General features: G+C 38.3%; 17 protein-coding genes and 1 pseudogene. 16 read left to right on the forward strand and 2 right to left on the reverse strand.

From position 1 onward, the window contains the following. The first annotated feature begins 132 nt into the window (after positions 1 to 132). On the forward strand, positions 133 to 774 hold the full coding sequence (locus B2866_RS06300; protein WP_296191674.1) for a MarC family protein: 642 nt from the start codon (positions 133 to 135) through the stop codon (positions 772 to 774). Positions 775 to 1,105: 331 nt separating this feature from the next. Continuing rightward, a complete protein-coding gene (locus tag B2866_RS06305) occupies positions 1,106 to 2,488 on the forward strand; it encodes an NAD(P)-binding domain-containing protein (protein WP_296191676.1) in 1,383 nt (460 codons plus the stop codon). Between the two features lie 86 nt (positions 2,489 to 2,574). Here the strand turns inward: B2866_RS06305 and B2866_RS06310 are convergent, their stop codons facing one another. Beyond that, on the reverse strand, positions 2,575 to 3,177 hold the full coding sequence (locus tag B2866_RS06310; RefSeq protein WP_296191678.1) for a LysE/ArgO family amino acid transporter: 603 nt from the start codon (positions 3,175 to 3,177) through the stop codon (positions 2,575 to 2,577). Between the two features lie 177 nt (positions 3,178 to 3,354). Between B2866_RS06310 and B2866_RS06315 the strand changes: the two genes are divergently transcribed. The 3 genes from B2866_RS06315 (at position 3,355) to B2866_RS06325 (ending at position 5,627) form a co-directional block, all read left to right on the forward strand. Further along, positions 3,355 to 4,155, forward strand: a complete 801-nt coding sequence (locus B2866_RS06315; protein WP_296191681.1) for a hypothetical protein — start codon at positions 3,355 to 3,357, stop codon at positions 4,153 to 4,155. Between the two features lie 192 nt (positions 4,156 to 4,347). Beyond that, positions 4,348 to 5,001, forward strand: a complete 654-nt coding sequence (locus B2866_RS06320; RefSeq protein ID WP_296191684.1) for a hypothetical protein — start codon at positions 4,348 to 4,350, stop codon at positions 4,999 to 5,001. A 68-nt stretch (positions 5,002 to 5,069) separates the two neighbouring features. Beyond that, positions 5,070 to 5,627, forward strand: coding sequence for a hypothetical protein (locus B2866_RS06325; RefSeq protein ID WP_296191686.1), 558 nt, complete (start codon positions 5,070 to 5,072; stop codon positions 5,625 to 5,627). Positions 5,628 to 5,724: 97 nt separating this feature from the next. Here the strand turns inward: B2866_RS06325 and rluB are convergent, their stop codons facing one another. Then, positions 5,725 to 6,651: a 23S rRNA pseudouridine(2605) synthase RluB gene (gene rluB, locus B2866_RS06330; RefSeq protein ID WP_296191690.1), complete on the reverse strand. Its 927-nt coding sequence runs from the start codon at positions 6,649 to 6,651 to the stop codon at positions 5,725 to 5,727. A gap of 362 nt (positions 6,652 to 7,013) precedes the next feature. On the opposite strand from rluB, the gene B2866_RS06335 reads away from it, so the two are divergent. From B2866_RS06335 to B2866_RS06390, 11 genes and pseudogenes are all read left to right on the forward strand, one after another. After that, positions 7,014 to 8,114 (forward strand): polysaccharide biosynthesis/export family protein, encoded by a 1,101-nt coding sequence (locus tag B2866_RS06335; RefSeq protein ID WP_296191696.1) that lies wholly within the window; start codon positions 7,014 to 7,016, stop codon positions 8,112 to 8,114. A gap of 12 nt (positions 8,115 to 8,126) precedes the next feature. Then, entirely contained in the window at positions 8,127 to 8,558 is a 432-nt protein-coding gene (locus tag B2866_RS06340; protein WP_296191699.1) for a low molecular weight protein-tyrosine-phosphatase, read from the forward strand. Positions 8,559 to 8,603: 45 nt separating this feature from the next. Beyond that, on the forward strand, positions 8,604 to 10,865 hold the full coding sequence (locus B2866_RS06345) for a polysaccharide biosynthesis tyrosine autokinase (protein ID WP_296191702.1): 2,262 nt from the start codon (positions 8,604 to 8,606) through the stop codon (positions 10,863 to 10,865). Between the two features lie 62 nt (positions 10,866 to 10,927). Beyond that, positions 10,928 to 12,895: a polysaccharide biosynthesis protein gene (locus tag B2866_RS06350; protein WP_414706779.1), complete on the forward strand. Its 1,968-nt coding sequence runs from the start codon at positions 10,928 to 10,930 to the stop codon at positions 12,893 to 12,895. A gap of 602 nt (positions 12,896 to 13,497) precedes the next feature. After that, a complete protein-coding gene (locus B2866_RS06355) occupies positions 13,498 to 14,793 on the forward strand; it encodes a hypothetical protein (protein ID WP_296191707.1) in 1,296 nt (431 codons plus the stop codon). A gap of 10 nt (positions 14,794 to 14,803) precedes the next feature. Further along, a pseudogene (locus B2866_RS06360) lies at positions 14,804 to 15,053 on the forward strand (polysaccharide biosynthesis protein); the annotation flags it as partial. Positions 15,054 to 15,531: 478 nt separating this feature from the next. Then, positions 15,532 to 16,587 (forward strand): dTDP-glucose 4,6-dehydratase, encoded by a 1,056-nt coding sequence (gene rfbB / locus B2866_RS06370; protein ID WP_296191712.1) that lies wholly within the window; start codon positions 15,532 to 15,534, stop codon positions 16,585 to 16,587. Further along, positions 16,587 to 17,480: a dTDP-4-dehydrorhamnose reductase gene (gene rfbD, locus B2866_RS06375; RefSeq protein ID WP_296191715.1), complete on the forward strand. Its 894-nt coding sequence runs from the start codon at positions 16,587 to 16,589 to the stop codon at positions 17,478 to 17,480. Before rfbB ends, rfbD begins: the two co-directional genes overlap by 1 nt. A gap of 9 nt (positions 17,481 to 17,489) precedes the next feature. Next, entirely contained in the window at positions 17,490 to 18,374 is an 885-nt protein-coding gene (gene rfbA / locus B2866_RS06380) for a glucose-1-phosphate thymidylyltransferase RfbA (protein ID WP_296191718.1), read from the forward strand. Then, positions 18,371 to 18,928 (forward strand): dTDP-4-dehydrorhamnose 3,5-epimerase, encoded by a 558-nt coding sequence (rfbC, locus tag B2866_RS06385; protein WP_296191720.1) that lies wholly within the window; start codon positions 18,371 to 18,373, stop codon positions 18,926 to 18,928. The genes rfbA and rfbC overlap by 4 nt, the downstream gene beginning before the upstream one ends. 9 nt (positions 18,929 to 18,937) lie before the next feature. Next, positions 18,938 to 20,194, forward strand: a complete 1,257-nt coding sequence (locus B2866_RS06390; protein WP_296191723.1) for a flippase — start codon at positions 18,938 to 18,940, stop codon at positions 20,192 to 20,194. The last annotated feature ends 90 nt before the right edge of the window (positions 20,195 to 20,284 follow it).

Consider the following 20,284-nt stretch of genomic DNA (forward strand, 5'->3'; position numbering starts at 1 on the left):
ATTTAATAGGCTTATCTGCCTATGCTACAATGCCGCTGCTACCGATTATAAGGTCGTCTTTGCCTGTGCCTGTACTTGTGCATAATGACCTTATCTTTTGACCGATTTGACCAATAGATAAGCGAGCGCTCAGTGGATACTGAAATTATCAAGATAATCTTAGCCTTTATGGTACTGATTAATCCCTTTGGCGCCTTGACGTTGTTTTTGGATTCAACTCACGGCTACTCGCTAAATAATCGCCGTAAAGTGGCGCGCGTGGCTTGTCTAACGATTTTTATCACTATCAGCTTTTTTACCTTAGCAGGTGAGACGTTGCTAAAAGCGTTGGGTATCTCGATTGGTTCGTTCCAGTTGGCAGGTGGTATCTTGGTATTTTTAATCGCCCTGAATATGATGAATGGCGAAGGCAACCCGGTTAAGCCTGATCAAGAAAATTTCGATGTTGACCATTTGCACGGCGCGCCGCCGACGATGGCTGCAGCGGTGGTGCCGATTGCTATTCCCATGATGATTGGACCTGGCGGTATCTCGACGGTGATTATCTATTCATCACAGGTCACTGGTATTTTGCAAGTCTCTGCTATTTTGATTGCTGGGTTATTTATCAGCTTATTTTGTTATGTGGCGCTGATGGCAGCCGGCCGTATCAGTCGTCTATTGGGTGATACCGGACTTAATATCATGAGCCGTATTATGGGCATGTTACTCGCGGCAGTTTCTATTGAAATTATTGTTAATGGATTACGTACCTTATTTCCTGATTTGATGTAAGTCTTATTTTTCTCTACTTAATTAACTTTATCTAGCGCTTTAACTTCACCGCTCGCACGAACTATATTCTCATATATTTAAAACCTCCGATTTTTAGGCTATGTAGAAAAGCATAGCCGCTGGGTTATTAAATTCCTCAAGTTACTATCAAGAAAAACCTACTTTTTTCAAAAAATACTGTAATTCTAACTTAAAAGGTTGTTTTATAACTGCTTTTTTAAGCTTAGTAATACCTATACGAATTTCGATTAATCACCAAAAGTCTGCTATCAAAACGTCATCCATACAAATATGTTATAATAGGGGTACAACAATATTATAGGAGTATGTTTTGAGTAAGAAAAGAATTGCAATTTTAGGTGCAGGTCCAAGCGGTTTGGCGCAGTTACGTGCCTTTGAAGCGGCTCGTTTAGCGGGGGTAAAGGACTTACCTGAAATAATATGTTATGAAAAGCAAAACGCCATTGGTGGTATGTGGAATTACAGTTGGCGTACTGGTTTAGATAGAAACGGTGAACCCGTTCACGGCAGTATGTACCGCTATTTATGGTCGAATGGCCCCAAAGAATGCTTAGAATTTGCCGATTATTCGTTTGATGAACACTTCGGTGAAGCCATCCCATCGTATCCGCCGCGTGAAGTCTTAAAAGACTACATCATGGGTCGTATCGATAAACAAGACATCCAAAAATATATTCGATTTGAGTGCCCTGTACGTTGGGTGTCATTTGATGATGACACGCAAAAATTCACCGTGACGGTGATGAATCATAAAACCGATGAGCAAGAAGTAGAAGAGTTTGATTATGTGGTGGTAGCAACGGGTCATTTCTCAACACCAAATATGCCGTATTTTGACGGTTTAGAAGCCTTCCCAGGCCGTATCCTGCACGCGCATGATTTCCGCGACGCGCTAGAATTTAAAGATGAAGACATTTTACTGGTAGGTAGTAGCTATTCTGCCGAAGATATCGGTACCCAGTGCTATAAGTATGGCACCAAGTCAGTGACCATCAGTTATCGTAGTCAACCGCTTGGTTATGAGTGGCCTGAAGGCATAAAAGAAGTGCCGTTAGTGACGCATTTTGAAGACGATGTCGCGCACTTTGCCGATGGTACCAGCCAAAAATTTGACGCCATCATCATGTGCACCGGTTACTTGTTCCATTTCCCGTTTATGCCAGATGAGCTACGTTTGCAGACGCATAACTGCTTGTATCCAGCCAACCTTTATAAAGGTATCTTTTGGCAGCCGAACCCAAAGCTGATTTACTTAGGTATGCAAGACCAATATTTCACCTTTAATATGTTCGATGCGCAAGCGTGGTATGCACGTGATGTGATTATGGGTGATATCAAATTGCCTGATTTGGCAGCACGTGAAGAAGATGAGCAAAAATGGCTCGCAACCTATGCCAAATGCGTGACGGTCAGTGATTCAATCGACTTTCAAGCCGCTTATATTCGTGACTTAACCAATACTACCGATTATCCAGAATTTGCCGTTGAAAAGCAGGGCGAAATTTTAAAAGAATGGCAAAAGGACAAAGCCGAGAACATCATGACCTTTCGAGAAAAGGCCTATCGTTCTACTTTGACGGGGACCATGTCACCTAAATTGCCAGAGCCTTGGTTGGATATTCTCGATGATTCGCTTGAGCACTTTTTAAACTTAACCTTTGTTAAACCTAAAAAGCGTAAAAAAGTGTCTTGAGTCTAACCTGATAAATAAAAGAACCAAATACGTTTCATAGCGTATTTGGTTTTTTCGTTTTTAGCGTTAATAAACTAAATAAGCTGTTAGCTTTGGTATAAATGCCAAGCCAAATACAGCATTAAGAACCCTACTAAAGCGTCCAATATATTCCAAGCTTTTGGTTTGGCAAATAAAGGTCTGAGCAGGCGCGCGCCGTAGCCCAAGGCAAAAAAGAAAAAGAATGACGCACTGACTGCGCCAACTGCAAAGGCCAATTTACTACTAGCACCGGTTGAAACCATGCCGACCAGCACCAATGTATCTAGATAGACGTGCGGGTTAAGCCAAGTAAAACCAAAGCATAATAACAGGGCTTTTTTTAAACTGGTGACTACTTGACCATCGACAGTGAGCGCATGCGATAGGCGTACGCTGGCATATAAGCTTTGCAGTCCATAGCCTAGCAAGAAGATAACGCCAGCAATTTTAGCGATGTTCACAACTTGTGGATATTGCGCTGTGACCGCACCGAAGCCAGCGACACCAGCAGAAATTAAAATCGCGTCACTGACGGCGCAAAATAAGCAGACGAAAAATATGTGCTCGCGTTTTAACCCTTGTTTGAGGACAAAAGCGTTTTGCGAACCAATAGCGATAATCAGGGATAAACCAAGCAAAAAACCGGCTCTATAATCGGTAATATTCATGATGGTTGGCTTATCCTTTAAGAATCAAAACGGTGACGTTTGCTTACTGGCAGTGCCGAAAAAAGCTGTTAAGATAAGTGATAAAATGGTCGAATGCAATATGTGTACTGCAATAGATGGTAAGAAGTCATCAGTGGTCAGCAACTTATAAAGAATAAGCGAGGAGCAGAATAGGTCATGGTCATAAGTTTGACAAGAATGCTACAGTCATTTGGGCAAGCTCAAGATGACCTGCCAACCATCGCTGCCAAAAATGCTCAGCAAGCTGCTGCTAGTCGCATTGCTAATGACACTGCTAATAATAACATTGGGAGTAATAGCAAGGGTAAGAAGCAGGAAGAGGTCAATTCTCCAGCACTTAAAGCTGCAACTTCTAGTGCATCGTCACTGACAGAGCCACAGCGTACTGAACGTATTTGTGACGCCTTGGCGCAAGTGAGTGATATCCGAATGCCGACGCCTTTGACCGATCGCTATCTATCCAATCGCGCCCAAATGCGTCCTACTAATAGACCTCCTTTTGACCCAGATACCTTATGGTATCTCAAACATGGACGCTGTCCGATTATGACTGAGCTTGTTGATGTGGTCGATGCAGCCACCCTAAATGCCATGCCGATTGAAGCGGTCGCCATATTAGACCGGATTAATAGTAAGCTAAAGCGCTACCGTGAATGGAGTAGCGAGCTCAACGCTGAGCAACAGCAGCAACATAATGAGCGCCAGTTTGTTATCGATAAGCTGGTGTCTGAAAGTATCCCTGAGGCGCTACATCACTATGAGCAGCTACAACGTTTTAGTCCGCATCGCACGAAGAACACTGTGGTGCAAGGCAAAATGACCGCCGGTGATATGCTGACTGATTTGTTTTTAGACATTGATTACGAGCTTGATGAATTGCTAGATGAGTTACATCAAACGGTGATGAATAAACTGGCTTCAACGCACCGTTATGTCAAAAGCCGTACGCAAAGTTAATATGTCTTTAGAAGGTTTTATCGAAAGCCAGTTATCATCATTAAACACGATCGGCTCAATACATAACAATATAAGGCTTTAATACAGTCTTATTTTTTTGTTTAATAATAACCATTGAGTATTTTCTAAAATAACAATAATTTTGCCAAACGTTCCTGCTAAGCATTTTTACTAAACAACAAGGATACCCTAATGACCCAACTGACTGCGATGTTCGTGATGTTTATTTTATATGGCGTGCTGCCAGCAGCTGGGTTGTACCTTGGATATCGTGGTATCAAAAAAGTCACTGCGCCCAAAATGCTTGAGTATAAAGCGATGCCGCAATTGGGTTATATTCCTGAAAAAAGCTTGCCAGTTGAGGTCAAAACAGCGCTTGATCAAATCAATGACAAAGGCGAAAAGCTGCGGGTTATTTATGGCGATACCAATAACGATGGTAAAATTGATGATAAAGATACCGTCAATGAAACCTACGTTATGATTCAAAATTTAATGGATAGGCATGTGCCACTAGCGGTAGCCGATTATCGCCGCTTGCATGACTTAGATGTAGGGAGCAGTGCACTTGCTGATACCACGAAAATTAAGCACTCTGATGTCACCGGTAAAGAGGCGCTATTAGAAGTGCTTAGGACGATTAATACTCAGTTTGATGACTTGCTCAATGCGTCCTATCATCAAGATGGACAAAAGCTGCTGGCGACCAATCGATATTTGCAGCAGCGTTTTAATAACCCAACCAGCAATTCTAGACTAAAACAAATTGATAATAGCGCTGCTGAAGTCCAAGCAATTGAAAACTCAGCTAATAAAGAAACTGATGTAGAAAATATTAAGCTATAAATGTGAGATGATAATATCCCAAGTATAAATGGTTATGCTGAATTAAGTCGAAAGAAGAGTAAAGTGAGATGAGTATATTACTAGGCATTGGTGTGGTTACCACTGTCAGCGTCTTTTATTTGGGTAGAAAGGGCTGGCATGCATTGCATAAAATGGTTGGTATTACTCCAGGGGTGCTGATTTATCAAGATAGTAATGCGCCCTTGTTGTTAACTTCTCTTAATTGGCGACAGCTAGATTTAAATAAAAAACATCTAGAAGCTTTATCTGATAAGCAGCTGCGCCAATTGCAGCACATTGATAAAAAGGTAGCCAATTATCACAACTACCAAAACGAGTTAGAAGCGCAAAATGTAACTTCAGTTATTGACGAGTCACAATTCGTCTTACATAAAATGCTGCATACCCGCTTACCCGAAATGTTGGCCAGTCATTATCATTTAGTAACTATCAATGTAAGCAATCCTACTAAAAATGGAGAGACGCAGGCTGAGGCAAGTAGGCTGTTACAAGAGGTATTGGACAGCATTGAGCAGCGTTTAGATGGGCTATTAGAGCGAATGGAAGAGCAACATCTACAAGAATTAAGAGTGATGAAAAATTATATTCATAGTCATAACGACTAAGCCTTAAGTTAGTGATAGTCTTAAAAAACGTATAAAAAAGCGGTCAATGAATCAATCATTGACCGCTTTTTATCAGCTAAGATTAATCCGTGACTGATTAACGCTTGTTGTTACGGTCACGAGTATTACGTGAACCGCGACTGGCAGGACTGCCACTGCTTTTAGGTTTTGCACTGCTAGGACGGTTATCGCTACGACTGTCAACACGGCGTGCTTTAAGTGGCTTGTTTTTGATACGTTCTTGCTTTTCTTTAGCTGCACCATGCAATCCAGTACCGTGACGTGGTCGTAAGCTGACCAAATCGGTTAAGGTATTGATGTCTTTTTTGTCCAACTCTAAGAAGCGACCGGTACGCAGTTCTTTTGGTAGCGCAATCGACCCATAACGCGTACGTAATAGACGGCTCACTTTAAGACCTTGCGATTCAAACAATCGGCGCACTTCGCGGTTACGACCTTCTTTTAGCCTGACGTGATACCATTTATTGACACCTTCACCGCCGCCTTCTTTGATATCTTCAAACTGTGCCATACCATCTTCTAGCATAACGCCAGCGGTCAACGTACGGGCGATACCAGGAGTGACTTCACCAAGTACACGTACGGCATATTCGCGTGTTACTTCACTAGACGGGTGCATCAATCGGTGCGCCATCTCGCCATCATTGGTAAATAATAACAGACCAGTCGAGTTAATATCCAAGCGCCCAACCATAACCCAGCGATCATGAGTCAGTTTTGGTAAACGCTCAAAAACGGTTGGACGGCCTTCTGGGTCATTGGCAGAGCATACTTCGCCTTCCGGCTTGTAATACGCCAAGACGCGACGGCGTTTTTCATTTTCGGCCGTATATTTGATCTGACGACCGTCAACACGGATCTCATCGCCTTGTTCAACGCGGTCACCGATGGTCGCAGGTCCATTATTAACGGTCACACGACCTGCTTTAATGACTTCTTCCATCTGCCGACGTGAGCCAAGCCCCATGCGAGCGAGGGCTTTTTGCAGTTTTTCATCTTTCATAAGGATAACCTTGAGTCGGTGGGTTTACATTTCTCAATGTATAAATTTGGACTGACTATTATACGCTATTTATCGAAGTGATGTTAAAGAGAAAGCTTTTGAGGCTCACATTATTGGTAAGTTAGGCCTTATTATGTGACTATAAATTCAATCGAGATTCTATATCTGACGAAAAATAGATATAAATTGATTGTTACCCTTATCTAATTTCACCAAAAAATTTACCTTATCTGTCCAATCTTTAACCAGCTATGGTATTATTGCCTTGTTTTTTTATAGTTAATGTAATAATCGATTATGGTTGTCTAAATTGCGCTAGTTGCTAGACGCTGCTTATATCTGTGATTTATAAAGGTTTCTCTATGTTTTTCAATTCATCAAAGTTATTAAGTGTGGCATCTGTACTGGCAATTAGCATACTTACGGGTTGCTCTAGTATCAATGCTGGCTTGCAAGCAGGTGAGCTACCACCTAATGGTACATTCATTGCTGAAAATGGATTGCACTTTAATATACAGCCCTTGAACCTAGCAACATTACCGCCGAAACAAGCGGGTATACCAAATAGTAATTTAGCTCAATTAATACGAAGCTCTGGACGAGCAGAGTATCGTATTGCTGAAGGCGATATTTTGAGTATAGTCCTGACAGGCTACCCGAATATAACACCTTTAGCGGCTAGTGATAGCAGCAACCCTTATGTTTCGGGATTTCCTGTTGATCAACAAGGTTTTGTACAGTTCCCATTGGTTGGGCGTATTAAAGCCAGTGGCATGAGCGTGCCGCAGTTTACCGCTAATTTGCAGAAACAACTGCAACGCTATCTTAAATATTCAGACCCGCAGGTAAAGATTGTCAACTATCGTGGCAATAAATTCTTTATCGATGGGGAGGTCAAACAACCGGGCGAATTCCCAATTAATGATGCACCAGTGTCGCTATATAGTGCAATCTCTATGGCAGGAGGGGCAACACCTACGGGGGATTCGAACAATATTGTATTTAATCGTAGAGGGATAAGTTACAATATTGGATTACAGTCCTTACGCGAACTTGGCACGTCTGCCAATCAGATATATTTACAAGATGGTGATTCTATTCATGTGAATAGCCAAGACCGTAATAAGATATATGTTTTAGGAGAGTTTGGCCGTGTAGAGCCTGTACCTATTAAAGAGCAAGGCATCAGTTTAGCGCAAGTTTTAGGTGAGTCTAAGGGTCTTGATTCTAATACAGCAAATGCGGCTAAGATATACGTTGTGCGTGACAATTTAAATACGAGAACGACAGATATTTACTATGTAGATATGCAAACGATTACTAGCTTTGCGCTTGCCAATCGTTTCCAGATGCATCCTAATGATATTGTATACGTTGATCCTACTGGCTTGACGCGTTGGAATCGTGTTATCAGTGCCATACTACCATCGACTTCAGCAGTTAGTGTTCTTTCAGGCTTATAGGTAATAATAGTTATGGCGTTTAATAATATTTTAGTCGTATGTGTGGGTAATATTTGTCGTAGCCCTATGGCAGAAGCGCTACTAAAACAGCGCTTTCCAAATAAAAATATTGATTCTGCCGGTGTGGGGGCTTTAGTTGGTCACTCTGCAGATCCTGCCGCGTTAGAGATTATGGCTAAGCAAGAAATTGATATTACCAATCATGTAGCCAAACAAATCGATGAAAATTTGGTAAAAACAGCTGATATTATTTTCACTATGTCAGATGGACAAACGAAGTGGATTGAAGAGCGCTGGCCATTTTGCCGTGGTAAAACCTTTAAGCTCGGTCATTGGATGAATAAAGACATTGCGGATCCCTATAAACATGAAATGAGCGCCTTTGAGACGGCTTACCAAGATATTGTTAATAGTCTCGAGCAGTGGTCAGACAAAATTAGTTAAAAAGCTGCTATTAAACGACTAACCTTAAGTGATGAACATACCGTTATGAATACAGATTCAAAAAATTTATCAAACTCTACCTCTAAAGAAGATAATGACGAAATTGATCTTATGGCGCTGCTATTTGCTATCTTGCGCGGCTGGAAGATCATTGTTTTTTTTGCGATATTGGGCTTGATAGTTGGTGTCTTATATAGCAGGTATGTCAATCCTACTTTTAGATCAGATGCGATAATTCAAATTGAAGAAAACTCTAAAGGTGCTGCTGCTTTAGGTGCTGATATTTCAGAGTTAATTGGTTCGCAAGCGAGTAAAGCTGAGGCAGAAGCAGAGCTGATAAAATCTCGTATGATATTAGAGCCTGTGGTTAATTTATTACATTTGCGTATCCGACTTTCCGACCCTAATATTAGTGCTATCGATAGAATTAAAAGTAATAGCACTGATACTCAAATCAATAAACCTGAAGGTGTTTCTCTTAAAACTGAGGATGGTAAAGTCGAGATCAGTCAGTTTAATGTCTCACAAGAGTATTTAAATCAGCCTTTCACCTTAACACGCTCTGCGACAGGATTTGTGTTAAGTAATGACTTTGACGAATTCAAAGGGCAGATTGGCAAGGCTCATCAATTTAGAGGAACCGATGGTCAGATTCAAATCACGGTTAACGATCTGCCAGCTGAGGGATATCCAGTTAATATTACTAAGCAATCTCTCCAAACAACGACAGAGCAGATAAATACTGATTTATCTGTGGTTGAAAAGGGAAATCAAACTGGTATTGTTCAGCTTTCTATGACGGGTGCTAACCAGCAGCAGACTAGCTTGATATTAAAACAAATCGTCTTATCTTATATTGATCAAAATCAGTCGCGTGGCTCTGAAGAAACGACCAAAACCATTAGTTTTATGGAAACTCAGATTCCAACCCTAAAGAAAAAGCTAGAGGATTCTGAAGCAATATTTAATGAGTTTCGCAAAAAATACGGCACTATTGACGTAGGTAAAGAAGCCGAATTACTATTAACAGAAAGCTCGCAAATTGATGTTCAACTCAACGAGCTTAAATTAAAGAAAGCAGATCTTACGACCTTCTACACAGAAGAGCATCCACTGGTTATGCAAATCAATGAGCAGCTTGCAGTACTTAACGATAGGAAAAATGAGATAGACGATACGATTGCGGGCTTACCTGAGATTCAAAGAGAATTTTTACAATTATCAGCTGATAGTGCTATTAACAGAGAGATTTATTTAACTCTACTCAAAAACTATGAGCAGCTAAAAATTGTTAAAGCTGGCCAAATTGGTTTTGCCCGTATTATTGATCTTCCTATCAACAACTTTAAAGCGATTGCGCCTAAAAAATTATTGATAATAATCTTGGCTACGCTTTTAGGAACCATGCTTGGAACGATGCTCGTACTGCTTAAGAACATGCTAAGAAATGTAGTCAAAGACCCTGAACGTCTAGAAGCTAAAACAGGTGTACCTGTGGTAGCGACAGTGCCGCGTTCACCATTATTGACCAGACTACGTCAGAATAAGAAAGCGCCTAATAGACTATTGGCTTACGTCGATAATAATAGCTTAAGTTATGAAGCTATCAAAAGCTTAAGGACAAATTTAATGTTTGGCATGCCAGTCCAAGGGCAGGCGGGCCAACGTGCTAAAGTAATTCTCATTACTGGTGAAAGTCCTGGTGTTGGTAAGTCTTTTATATCGTCTAACTTAACCGAGGTCTTTGCGCAGTTAGATAAAAAAGTCCTGATTATTGATGCTGATATGCGCTTGGGTGAGCTGCATAAGATGTTTAGTATGAGTCAAGATAATGGTCTTGGGGATTATTTATCACAAGATAAGACTCATTTATCTAGAGATAACACTCAAGCATCAAAAGTTGTTGCTAATCAAGAAGGTTATTTGGAAAGCTTTATCAATTCGACTGGTATAGATAATATTGATTTTATGCCACGCGGTCAGCACCCACGTAATCCCGCATCATTATTGGCTAATGGTAGTTTTGATCACTTGATGAAAGAGCTAAATTTGCATTATGATTATATTATTATCGACTCGCCACCAGTATTGGCAGCTTCTGATGCTATGATTTTATCTCAGTATGCAGATAAAGTGTTAATGGTGGCTCGCTACGATAAGTCTATAGAAGGTCAGGTGGTTTATGCAGTTAATCAGATGAATAAAGCCAATATCAAAGTAGACGGTATTATTCTCAACGATGTACAGCAGGGATTATTAAGTAAGTACAGCTATCATTATAGTTATGCCTATGGCAATAATAACTAACTGTTAGTTGATAGATGTAGACTGCTTTAAATATTAATGTTTGAATAAAACAGTTGTTTGTTATGTCAATAGATCCTACCTCCTCATCTAAATTAAGTAATACTAGCTCTATAATATCTACTGGTCTTGCGAAGCGTAGTGCTGAGTTTTTACTCAGCCTACCTAGAAGCATTAAACGTAGTATTTTAATAATGGCTGACTTTATCATGTCAGCCGTTTGTCTATTCTTCGCCATTGCAGCAAGATATGGATATATCGACCATCATGTCAGCTTATTGGTATTAATCCTGAGTGCATTGATACCAGTAATATGCTTGTACGCTATTGGGTTTTATAATGGCGTAGCTAGAGGTTTTTTTGATGCGATGATGGGTAGCGTATTGCAGCTATTTTTTATTCTTATCATCATCGCTCAGACCATTCTTTATTTTAAACTGCTTCCGAATGTGCCGCGTGCCGTACCTATTTTATATTTGTTTCTATTCTTTATTTGGTTATGGAATAGTCGGCTGACCATCCGTGAGCTTTTAACACGGCTACAAGGTAAAAACCAGCGTCGTATGAAGAATGAAGATGGTTATGATAACGTTGTCATTTACGGGGCAGGAGATGCCGGTCGAGACTTATTAGAAGGTCTTAGAAACTCACATAAATATAATGTTGTGGCTTATGTTGATGATGATCCACAGCTTAGCGGTGCGTATTTACTCGGCAAAAAGATTTATCCTGCGCATGAGTTAGTAAGTTTGGTAGAAGAGTTAGAGATTGCGCAGGTATTTTTGGCTATTCCTTCTATTAGCCGAGCGCAAAAAAGACAGATTATAGATAAACTGTCTGGTATTGCCATCAAAATTAAAGAACTACCAAGCTTAGAAGAGATCGCTGACGAAAAAGTAACCGTTAGTAGCATGCGCAAAGTAGACATCTTAGATGTGTTAGACAGGCAGACTGTCGAGCCTGATGCTAAATTGTTGCAGATGAATATTAAAGATAAGTGCGTGTTAGTTACAGGCGCTGGTGGATCTATCGGTAGCGAACTATGTCGTCAAGTCATCAAGAACCAGCCCAAATGTCTCGTCCTTTATGAGCTGTCCGAGTTTGCGCTTTATAGCATCCATCAAGAGCTAACCATAAAACAAGCTAATACGCCAGCGTATCAAGATATTAAAATCGTTGCGGTCATCGGTAATGTCACTAATGAATTGAACCTACTTAGAATACTGAATCTCTATAATATCCAAACGGTTTATCATGCTGCCGCTTATAAACATGTGCCTATGGTTGAGCACAATCCATTTGAAGGCGTTATTAATAATACCAAAGGTACTTATCATTGTGCCCGAGCGGCGATCGCAGCAAATGTAGAGACCTTCGTCCTTATCTCGACCGATAAAGCCGTAAGACCAACCAATGTGATGGGTGCATCTAAGCGCTTAGCAGAACTGGTCTGCCAAGCATTAAGCCAGACAGATAGCCAGACCTGTATCAGTATGGTGCGTTTTGGTAATGTCCTAGGCTCGTCAGGCTCTGTAGTGCCGTTATTTACCAAACAGATTGAGCAAGGCAAACCGATTACGGTCACCCATCCTGATGTGACTCGTTACTTTATGACGATTCCAGAGGCGGCAAACTTAGTCATCCAAGCGGGTGCAATGGCGTCAGGTGGTGAAGTCTTTGTCCTTGATATGGGCGAGCCGGTCAAGATCGTTGACTTGGCGCACCGAATGATTCATTTAAGTGGTTTTGATATTAAAAATGCCGCACATCCTGAAGGGGATATCGAAGTAATCTTTACTGGGCTTAGGGATGGGGAAAAGCTTTATGAAGAGCTGATCATCGGTGAAGATAATGTCGAATCGACTCATCACCCTCTTATTATGCAAGCGATAGAGCATAGCTTTCCATTAGATGAGCTGGAATCGGTATTGTTTGAGCTTAATGAAAAACAAAAAGAATTTAATGTTCCTTGGCTGAAGCAGAAATTTAAGCAGTTTGTAGCAGGTTATAATCAGCCTAGTAAAGATTCTTAGAGTGTTTTGTTAAAGTTATAATAACTATCTTATAAGCTTTTTGTTGAGTCTTTCTATACTAAAATTATGCATAATAGTAAATGTCATTATCCAAGTCTAATAGTATCAACTATAAAGGCATAGCAAAAAATGCTGCTATACTATATTTCCGCATGCTATAATCAAAATATCCTAAAAACGCTACGGTATTGCTGATATCAATTTTTTGTAGCCTCTGTCTGCGCAGGCACAGCAAGCAAGAAAAATTGATATTAGCAGTGCGTGATGTATCGATATTACTTTTCACTCACTATATTTACCATTTATGGATTATATATTGCAGTTTTATTTCAGACACCTTGTTTATGTTATGAAGGTATAGCTTTAGAAAAGATAGTTGAAGAGTATTCATTAGAGTTGTGTATCAAACATAATAATAATATTGAAAAGGCTTTGTTGAGATATTTTGATTATTTTTCTTTTACCGATTTTAAGAAGAGCTGTAATTGGTTTTTTATAATCTGTAAGAAAAGATCAAGATTTATTTTGAAAAAGACTACAGATGTTTATAGGTAAATAATATTACTATTATTTCATTTTTTTGCGTTTTAGAGTTTTAGTGTATGAGCAAGATACTACTGTTTCTATATAAATTAATGTACATATTTATACCTATTCCTTTTTTCTTCGATTTTGGAAGGTTTAGATTTTTATATATTAAGATAGACGATTATGATTTTATCGCTGATAGCCCGATAATTCCTATGCCAATAGGCGCCATAGCATTTTTTCTTTCTATAATAATTGGTTATATTTCTGCTATTGCTAATCCAAATCTATTTAGGAGCGTTTTTCCTCCTGCAAAGCTATTAATTTTTTATTCTCTAGTAGTGCTTCCCTTATCTCTTTATATTGTCTTTGTTTCTGACCTCAGTTTACCTCGTTTAGTGCAGTTAATTTTGCCGATGACTTTTATTAGTTTGCTCAGCTTTCCAGTATTGATGAAAGATCGTTTGGGTGTGTTGAAAAATACATTTTTAAGTGCGTTTTTGTTTTTTAATATTCACTTTATATCTGTCATTTCCACATCCGTAGATTTTTTGAATGTTGATCCTAATTTAGAATATTCTAATATCTTTGGTATTCTGATTTATCAATCTTTGATTACTTATCCTGCAGTAATGAGTCTATATCTATGTCTTACTCTTGCAATGATTTATGTGGCTAGAAAAGATATACTCCCTGCACTAAGTAAGTATAAGTATTTTTATTATTATTTTCTATTCATACTGCTTTATTTACTTGCAGTTAGTGGACGACGTGCGTTCCTTGTAGAGTTCATAAGTGCTTTTATGGTTATAATAACTTTTTCGATTGTATATGGTATATCTAGAAGATATGTAGCAAAGAAAACTCTTTGGTATTTCCTGCTTTTTATATCATTGTTCATATCCTTTTTCATATTTTATATAAATACACCTGTTTCACAAAGAGTATTAGAATCTATTAGAGAAAATACTTTTGACTCAGGTCGAGTAGATATTCTAGGTTCTGCTTTTGACTTCTTTACTAATAATCTTTTAGTTTTGTTTTTTGGCGGGGGTGAGAGAGATATTCCAGGTTTTCATAATTTTATTCTGGATCAAATTTATCGTATAGGTCTTATTGGCTTTCTGTCAATTTATATAACTATGGGATTATTGATTAGAAGATTTGTAAAAACAAACGATCTGGGTACTGCTTATAGGTATCAACGATCTATGTTTATATTTATTCTTCTTAGTTCATTGTTTTTACAGTCTATGATTAATGCCTCTGTATCTCAACCTTACTACTTTGTTAATTTTTTAGTTGTTTCGATGCTTGTATACTTTGTTTTGTTTACGCAAAACAAAGTCAAAAATAAATCACTTGTATAACTGTAATTTAATGTTTAAAAATATAATTCTGCTAATTACCGGCGGTACTGGATCATTTGGTAGAGCTGTTCTAAAACGCTTTTTATATAATGATATCGCAGAAATACGTATCTTTAGTCGTGACGAAAAAACAGGAAGACATGCGTATAGCCTACGCAAATTCTAAGATCAGGTTTTACATCGGTGATGTGAGGGACTACTACAGTTTGCTTAGTGCCACCCGTGGTGTCGATTATATTCTTCATGCAGCTGCTTTAAAATAAATACGTTTTAGTAGGTTCTATTGTATGTAAGTGGTAAACAGAAATGTTCTCGATATTGGTAGCCCATTTAATACTCTAAATATGTGATATGTGCAAGCTAGTCATTGATTTGAATTTAGCTTATCCGCCGTATGATTTATCTTAGTGTTTGTAAGACCAAAGATGCTCAGAACCCGAATGGCAGTATCGAGATTATATTTACTGGATTACATCCAGTTGAAAGGTTCTATGAAGAGTCAATAATTGGTGAATATAATGTTAAAAAAACTCATCATCCATCGATTATGCAAGTAATAGAGCATAGTTTCCCTTTAAGAGGGCTTGAGATTGTATTGTCTGAGCTAGCAGAAAAATATAATGCTGTTTGTTTAAAGCAGTAATTTAAGCAGTTTGTAGCGGTTCATTAAAATAATTCTACGTGTATACAATAATATTGTGATACAAATCATAAAAAGATTAACAGATAAGGTTTTCTATGAATATTTTAGTTACTGGCGGTGCAGGTTTTATTGGCTCTGCTGTTATTCGTCATATTATAAATAATACCAATAATAAGGTTTTAAATGTCGATAAATTGACTTACGCTGGTAACCTAGAATCTTTAAATGATATTGATAAAGACGCTAGATATCAGTTTAAAAAGATTGATATTTGTAATGCAGAAATATTAAAACGAGCCTTTAAGGATTTTCAGCCAAACCTTATTATGCACTTAGCAGCTGAGTCACATGTGGATCGCTCTATTGATGGGCCTGCTGAATTTATTAATACTAATATCTTAGGTACTTATCATTTATTAGAGGTGGCACGTCAATACTGGCAAACGCTTGATGACCTGAATAAGCAACAGTTTAAGTTTCATCATATTTCTACCGATGAGGTTTATGGAGATCTAAAGGGCACGACTGATTTATTTACTGAAACTACTCCTTATGCGCCAAGTTCACCTTACTCGGCATCTAAGGCTAGCTCAGATCATTTGGTTCGCGCATGGCATCGCACCTATGGCTTTCCTATATTAGTCAGTAATTGCTCTAATAATTACGGTCCTTATCATTTTCCTGAAAAGCTTATTCCTCTAGTGATACTTAATGCTCTAGAAGGCAAAGCTTTGCCTATTTATGGTAAAGGCAATCAAATACGTGATTGGTTGTTTGTAGAGGATCATGCGCGTGCTCTATACAAGGTGGTCACTGAAGGAAAAGTGGGTGAAACTTATAATATTGGTGGTCATAACGAAAAGCAAAATATCGAAGTAGTCAAAACTATTTGCCATATCTTAGATGAGCTGAAACCCCGCACTGATGGTACTCAATATGAGTCATTAATTACGTTTGTAAAAGACCGCCCAGGACATGACTTGCGCTATGCTATTGATGCCAGCAAAATTGCTAATGAATTAAATTGGACACCGACAGAGACGTTTGATAGTGGTATTAGAAAAACGGTCGAATGGTATTTGAATAATATGGAGTGGTGCAGTCGCGTTCAAGATGGGAGCTATCAACGTGAAAGACTGGGCATAAAATAATGAAAATTTTGTTATTAGGTAAGAACGGACAAGTAGGCTGGGAGCTACAACGCTCTCTTGCTCCTTTAGGAGAGTTAATAGCTCTCGATCGTGCTGGTAAAGATGGGCTATGTGGTGATCTTACTGATTTGAAAGGTCTGTGCAGAACCATATCTATTGTGAAGCCAAACATTATAGTTAATGCTGCAGCTTATACTGCTGTTGATAAGGCTGAAAATGATAAAGTTAATACAAATATAGTGAATGCACAAGCACCAAGAGTATTAGCCGAAGAAGCGCTAAAGGTAGGAGCTTGGTTAGTGCATTATTCAACAGATTATGTATTTGATGGTTCTGGCAATAATGCTTGGGAGGAAAAAGATGAATCTAATCCCTTGAGTGAGTATGGCAGAAGCAAGTTAGCAGGTGAGCAAGCTATCGAAAACAGCGGTTGCAAATATTTAATATTCCGCACCAGTTGGGTTTTTGGTAGTAGAGGTAAAAACTTTGCTAAAACCATGCTTAACTTAGCAAATGAGCGGCAGACATTATCGGTCATCAATGATCAGGTTGGTGCACCAACCAGCGCTGCTCTGTTAGCAGATTGTACAGCTCATGCCTTACTTAAAGCTATTCGTAACCCAGAGCTTGCAGGTTTATATCATTTGGCTGCAAGTGGTCAAACTACATGGTATGAGTATGCCAACCTTGTTATTGAGCACGCTCGAAATATAGGTATGGAACTCCTAGTAACTGAAATAAAGCCTATCGGCACTTTAGAGTATCCAACACCTGCAAAACGGCCATATAACTCAATGCTTAGTACTGCAAAGTTTCGCGATAGCTTTGATTTAGTTTTACCTAAGTGGCAGCAGGGTGTAATAAGAATGCTTGATGAAATTAATTGTAATTAAGAGGTAGGTATGACACAACGTAAAGGTATAATTTTGGCTGGTGGCTCAGGCACCCGTTTGCATCCTATAACTATGGGTGTATCTAAACAACTTCTGCCAATCTATGATAAGCCAATGATTTACTATCCATTATCAGTACTAATGTTGGCAGGGATTCAAGATATATTGCTAATTTCTACCCCTGAAGATTTGCCTAACTTTATAAAGATGCTTGGCGATGGCAGCCAATTTGGTATTAACTTGCAATATGCAGAGCAGCCTAGTCCTGATGGATTAGCCCAAGCATTCATCATCGGTGAGGAGTTTATCGGTGATAGTAGCTGCTGTCTAGTATTGGGTGATAACATCTTTTACGGGCAAAGCTTTTCAGAGAAGCTTAAGACAGTTGCAGCACAGAAGCAAGGCGCTACTGTCTTTGGTTACCATGTTTCTGATCCAGAGCGTTTTGGAGTAGTCGATTTTGATGCTAATGGCAAAGCGCTTAGTATCGAGGAAAAGCCAGAGCGACCTAAGTCAAATTATGCGGTAACTGGCTTATACTTTTATGATAATAAAGTGATTGAGATTGCGAAATCCTTAAAACCATCTTCGCGAGGTGAGTTAGAGATCACCGATATCAATCAAAAATATCTAGATGATGAGCAGTTACATGTTGAATTATTAGGCCGAGGTTTTGCTTGGCTAGATACGGGCACACATGAGTCTTTATTAGAAGCCGGACATTTTGTACATACAATTGAGCATCGTCAAGGCCTAAAAGTAGCCTGTTTAGAAGAGATTGCATGGAATAATAGCTGGATAACTGACGAAACTTTAAATAACCAAGCCGATAAGTTTAAAAAGACAGGTTATGGTCAGTATCTTTATAAATTGCTAAATGAGGTAGAGAAATGAAACTAACTCAGACAGATATTCCTGATGTAATTATTATTGAACCTAGTATCTTCTCTGACGAGCGTGGATGGTTTATGGAAAGCTTCAGTGAACAACGCTTTCATAGTGAACTCACTAAACTTGGCTTATCAATTCCTAATGCATTCGTGCAAGATAACCATTCTTGCTCAAATAAAGGTGTATTGCGAGGGTTACACTACCAAATAGCGCCTCATGAGCAAGGAAAGCTTGTACGTGTGACTCGTGGATCTGTTTTTGATGTCGCTGTAGATATACGTAAAGAATCCCCAACCTTTGGTAAGTGGGTTGGTGTTGAGCTGTCAGCTAAAAACCATAAACAACTGTGGATACCAGAAGGGTTCGCGCATGGGTTCTTAACGTTAGAAGACAATACGCACTTTTTATATAAAACGACTAATTACTATGCTAAAGAATGTGAGCGAAGTATTATATGGAACGATATCGATTTAGCTATTGATTGGCCGACTTCTGGGATTAACATAAGTGTGTCAGAAAAAGATAATATCGGAAAAGCTTTCAAAAATATAATTTAGAGTCTAAAAATGAGCCTAATTAAAAATAGCTTTTACAATATTGTCGGGTTTGCAATTCCTACTATGATTGCAATCCCATCGTTCGGAATATTAGCTCGATGGTTGAGTGTTGAAGAATTTGGGATTTTTACTCTAACATTTGCTCTTGTAGGATATGCAAGTATATTTGATGCAGGATTATCAAGAGCGGTTACGAGAGAGATATCAATTTTCAGATTTGACAAAAATGAGAAATCTAAAATTGTTGGTACAGCAAGTATTGTAATTTTAATTATGGGAATAATTGCAAGTTGTATACTTTTCTATTCATCAGCTTCGTTGACCGATTTTTTAAGAGTATCTGATGGATATAAAGATGTTGTAACTGAATCGTTTAAGGTTCTATCTTTTATACTACCTTGTTATTTATTAGATCTCATATGGATGGGTTACTTACAAGGAATAGAAAAATTTTCCACCGTAAATTTTCAAAAGGTTATAAGCAACTCTTCAATAATGCTTTTACCTGTAATATTTTGTTTTTTTGATAAGTCTATATTATATGCAACTTATGGTTTAATAGCTGGAAGAGTAATTTCAGTATCATTATCATTTATTTTATGCAAAGATATTATTTATAAAGGTAGCTTTAGGTTTAACCATTTAGTTTTCCAAAGGCTTGTAAAATTTGGTAGCTGGATAACAGTGAGCAATATCATTAGTCCTCTGATGGTATATTTTGATAAGTTTCTAGTTTCTAATTTATTAGGCTCTCAAAAAGTTGCATATTATACGGCGCCCGCAGAAGGTGTAAATAGATTGATTAATGTTCCTATTGCTCTTACAATGGCTTTATTTCCTAAAATTAGTAATGCTAAAACAATTGAAGAACAGCGATCACTAGAAAAAATATCATATGCAATAATATCTTTAATTTGCTTACCAATAGCCATAATTGGAATAATATTCTCAGAAAGTATAATGACTATATGGATGGGGGTAGAATACGGAGTTAAATCCTCTATAATACTAAAGATTTTATTTGTAGGTTATTATTTTAATTCTCTAGCTCAAATACCTTATACCATTTTACAGTCGAAAGGGTTTTCAAAATATACCGCGATAATTCATGCAATTGAGATTTTTCCTTATTTAATATTAATTTTTTTTAGTACTCAAGAATTCGGACTTGTAGGTGCAGCTGTGATATGGAGTCTAAGAGTATTCATAGATTTCTTATTATTATTGGGTTTTAATTATAAAGTAAGAAAGAAAGTTTTAATTTAAAATTAGATTTTTTATCGAATAAAATTAATTTTCATTAGTATAGGTAATGTTGTGATTATAAGTCTTGTATAGTAGAGCCTTTATAAAAGT

It is taken from the genome of Psychrobacter sp. UBA3483, from assembly GCF_002377905.1.
Classification (GTDB): Bacteria; Pseudomonadota; Gammaproteobacteria; order Pseudomonadales; family Moraxellaceae; genus Psychrobacter.

Coding starts and splice junctions, on each gene's coding strand:
- B2866_RS06310 (WP_296191678.1), bottom strand. CDS start 3,177: ATGAATATTACCGATTATAGAGCCGGTTTTTTGCTTGGTTTATCCCTG.
- B2866_RS06315 (WP_296191681.1), top strand. CDS start 3,355: ATGGTCATAAGTTTGACAAGAATGCTACAGTCATTTGGGCAAGCTCAA.
- B2866_RS06320 (WP_296191684.1), top strand. CDS start 4,348: ATGACCCAACTGACTGCGATGTTCGTGATGTTTATTTTATATGGCGTG.
- B2866_RS06325 (WP_296191686.1), top strand. CDS start 5,070: ATGAGTATATTACTAGGCATTGGTGTGGTTACCACTGTCAGCGTCTTT.
- rluB (WP_296191690.1), bottom strand. CDS start 6,651: ATGAAAGATGAAAAACTGCAAAAAGCCCTCGCTCGCATGGGGCTTGGC.
- B2866_RS06335 (WP_296191696.1), top strand. CDS start 7,014: ATGTTTTTCAATTCATCAAAGTTATTAAGTGTGGCATCTGTACTGGCA.
- B2866_RS06340 (WP_296191699.1), top strand. CDS start 8,127: ATGGCGTTTAATAATATTTTAGTCGTATGTGTGGGTAATATTTGTCGT.
- B2866_RS06345 (WP_296191702.1), top strand. CDS start 8,604: ATGAATACAGATTCAAAAAATTTATCAAACTCTACCTCTAAAGAAGAT.
- B2866_RS06350 (WP_414706779.1), top strand. CDS start 10,928: ATGTCAATAGATCCTACCTCCTCATCTAAATTAAGTAATACTAGCTCT.
- B2866_RS06355 (WP_296191707.1), top strand. CDS start 13,498: ATGAGCAAGATACTACTGTTTCTATATAAATTAATGTACATATTTATA.
- rfbB (WP_296191712.1), top strand. CDS start 15,532: ATGAATATTTTAGTTACTGGCGGTGCAGGTTTTATTGGCTCTGCTGTT.
- rfbD (WP_296191715.1), top strand. CDS start 16,587: ATGAAAATTTTGTTATTAGGTAAGAACGGACAAGTAGGCTGGGAGCTA.
- rfbA (WP_296191718.1), top strand. CDS start 17,490: ATGACACAACGTAAAGGTATAATTTTGGCTGGTGGCTCAGGCACCCGT.
- rfbC (WP_296191720.1), top strand. CDS start 18,371: ATGAAACTAACTCAGACAGATATTCCTGATGTAATTATTATTGAACCT.
- B2866_RS06390 (WP_296191723.1), top strand. CDS start 18,938: ATGAGCCTAATTAAAAATAGCTTTTACAATATTGTCGGGTTTGCAATT.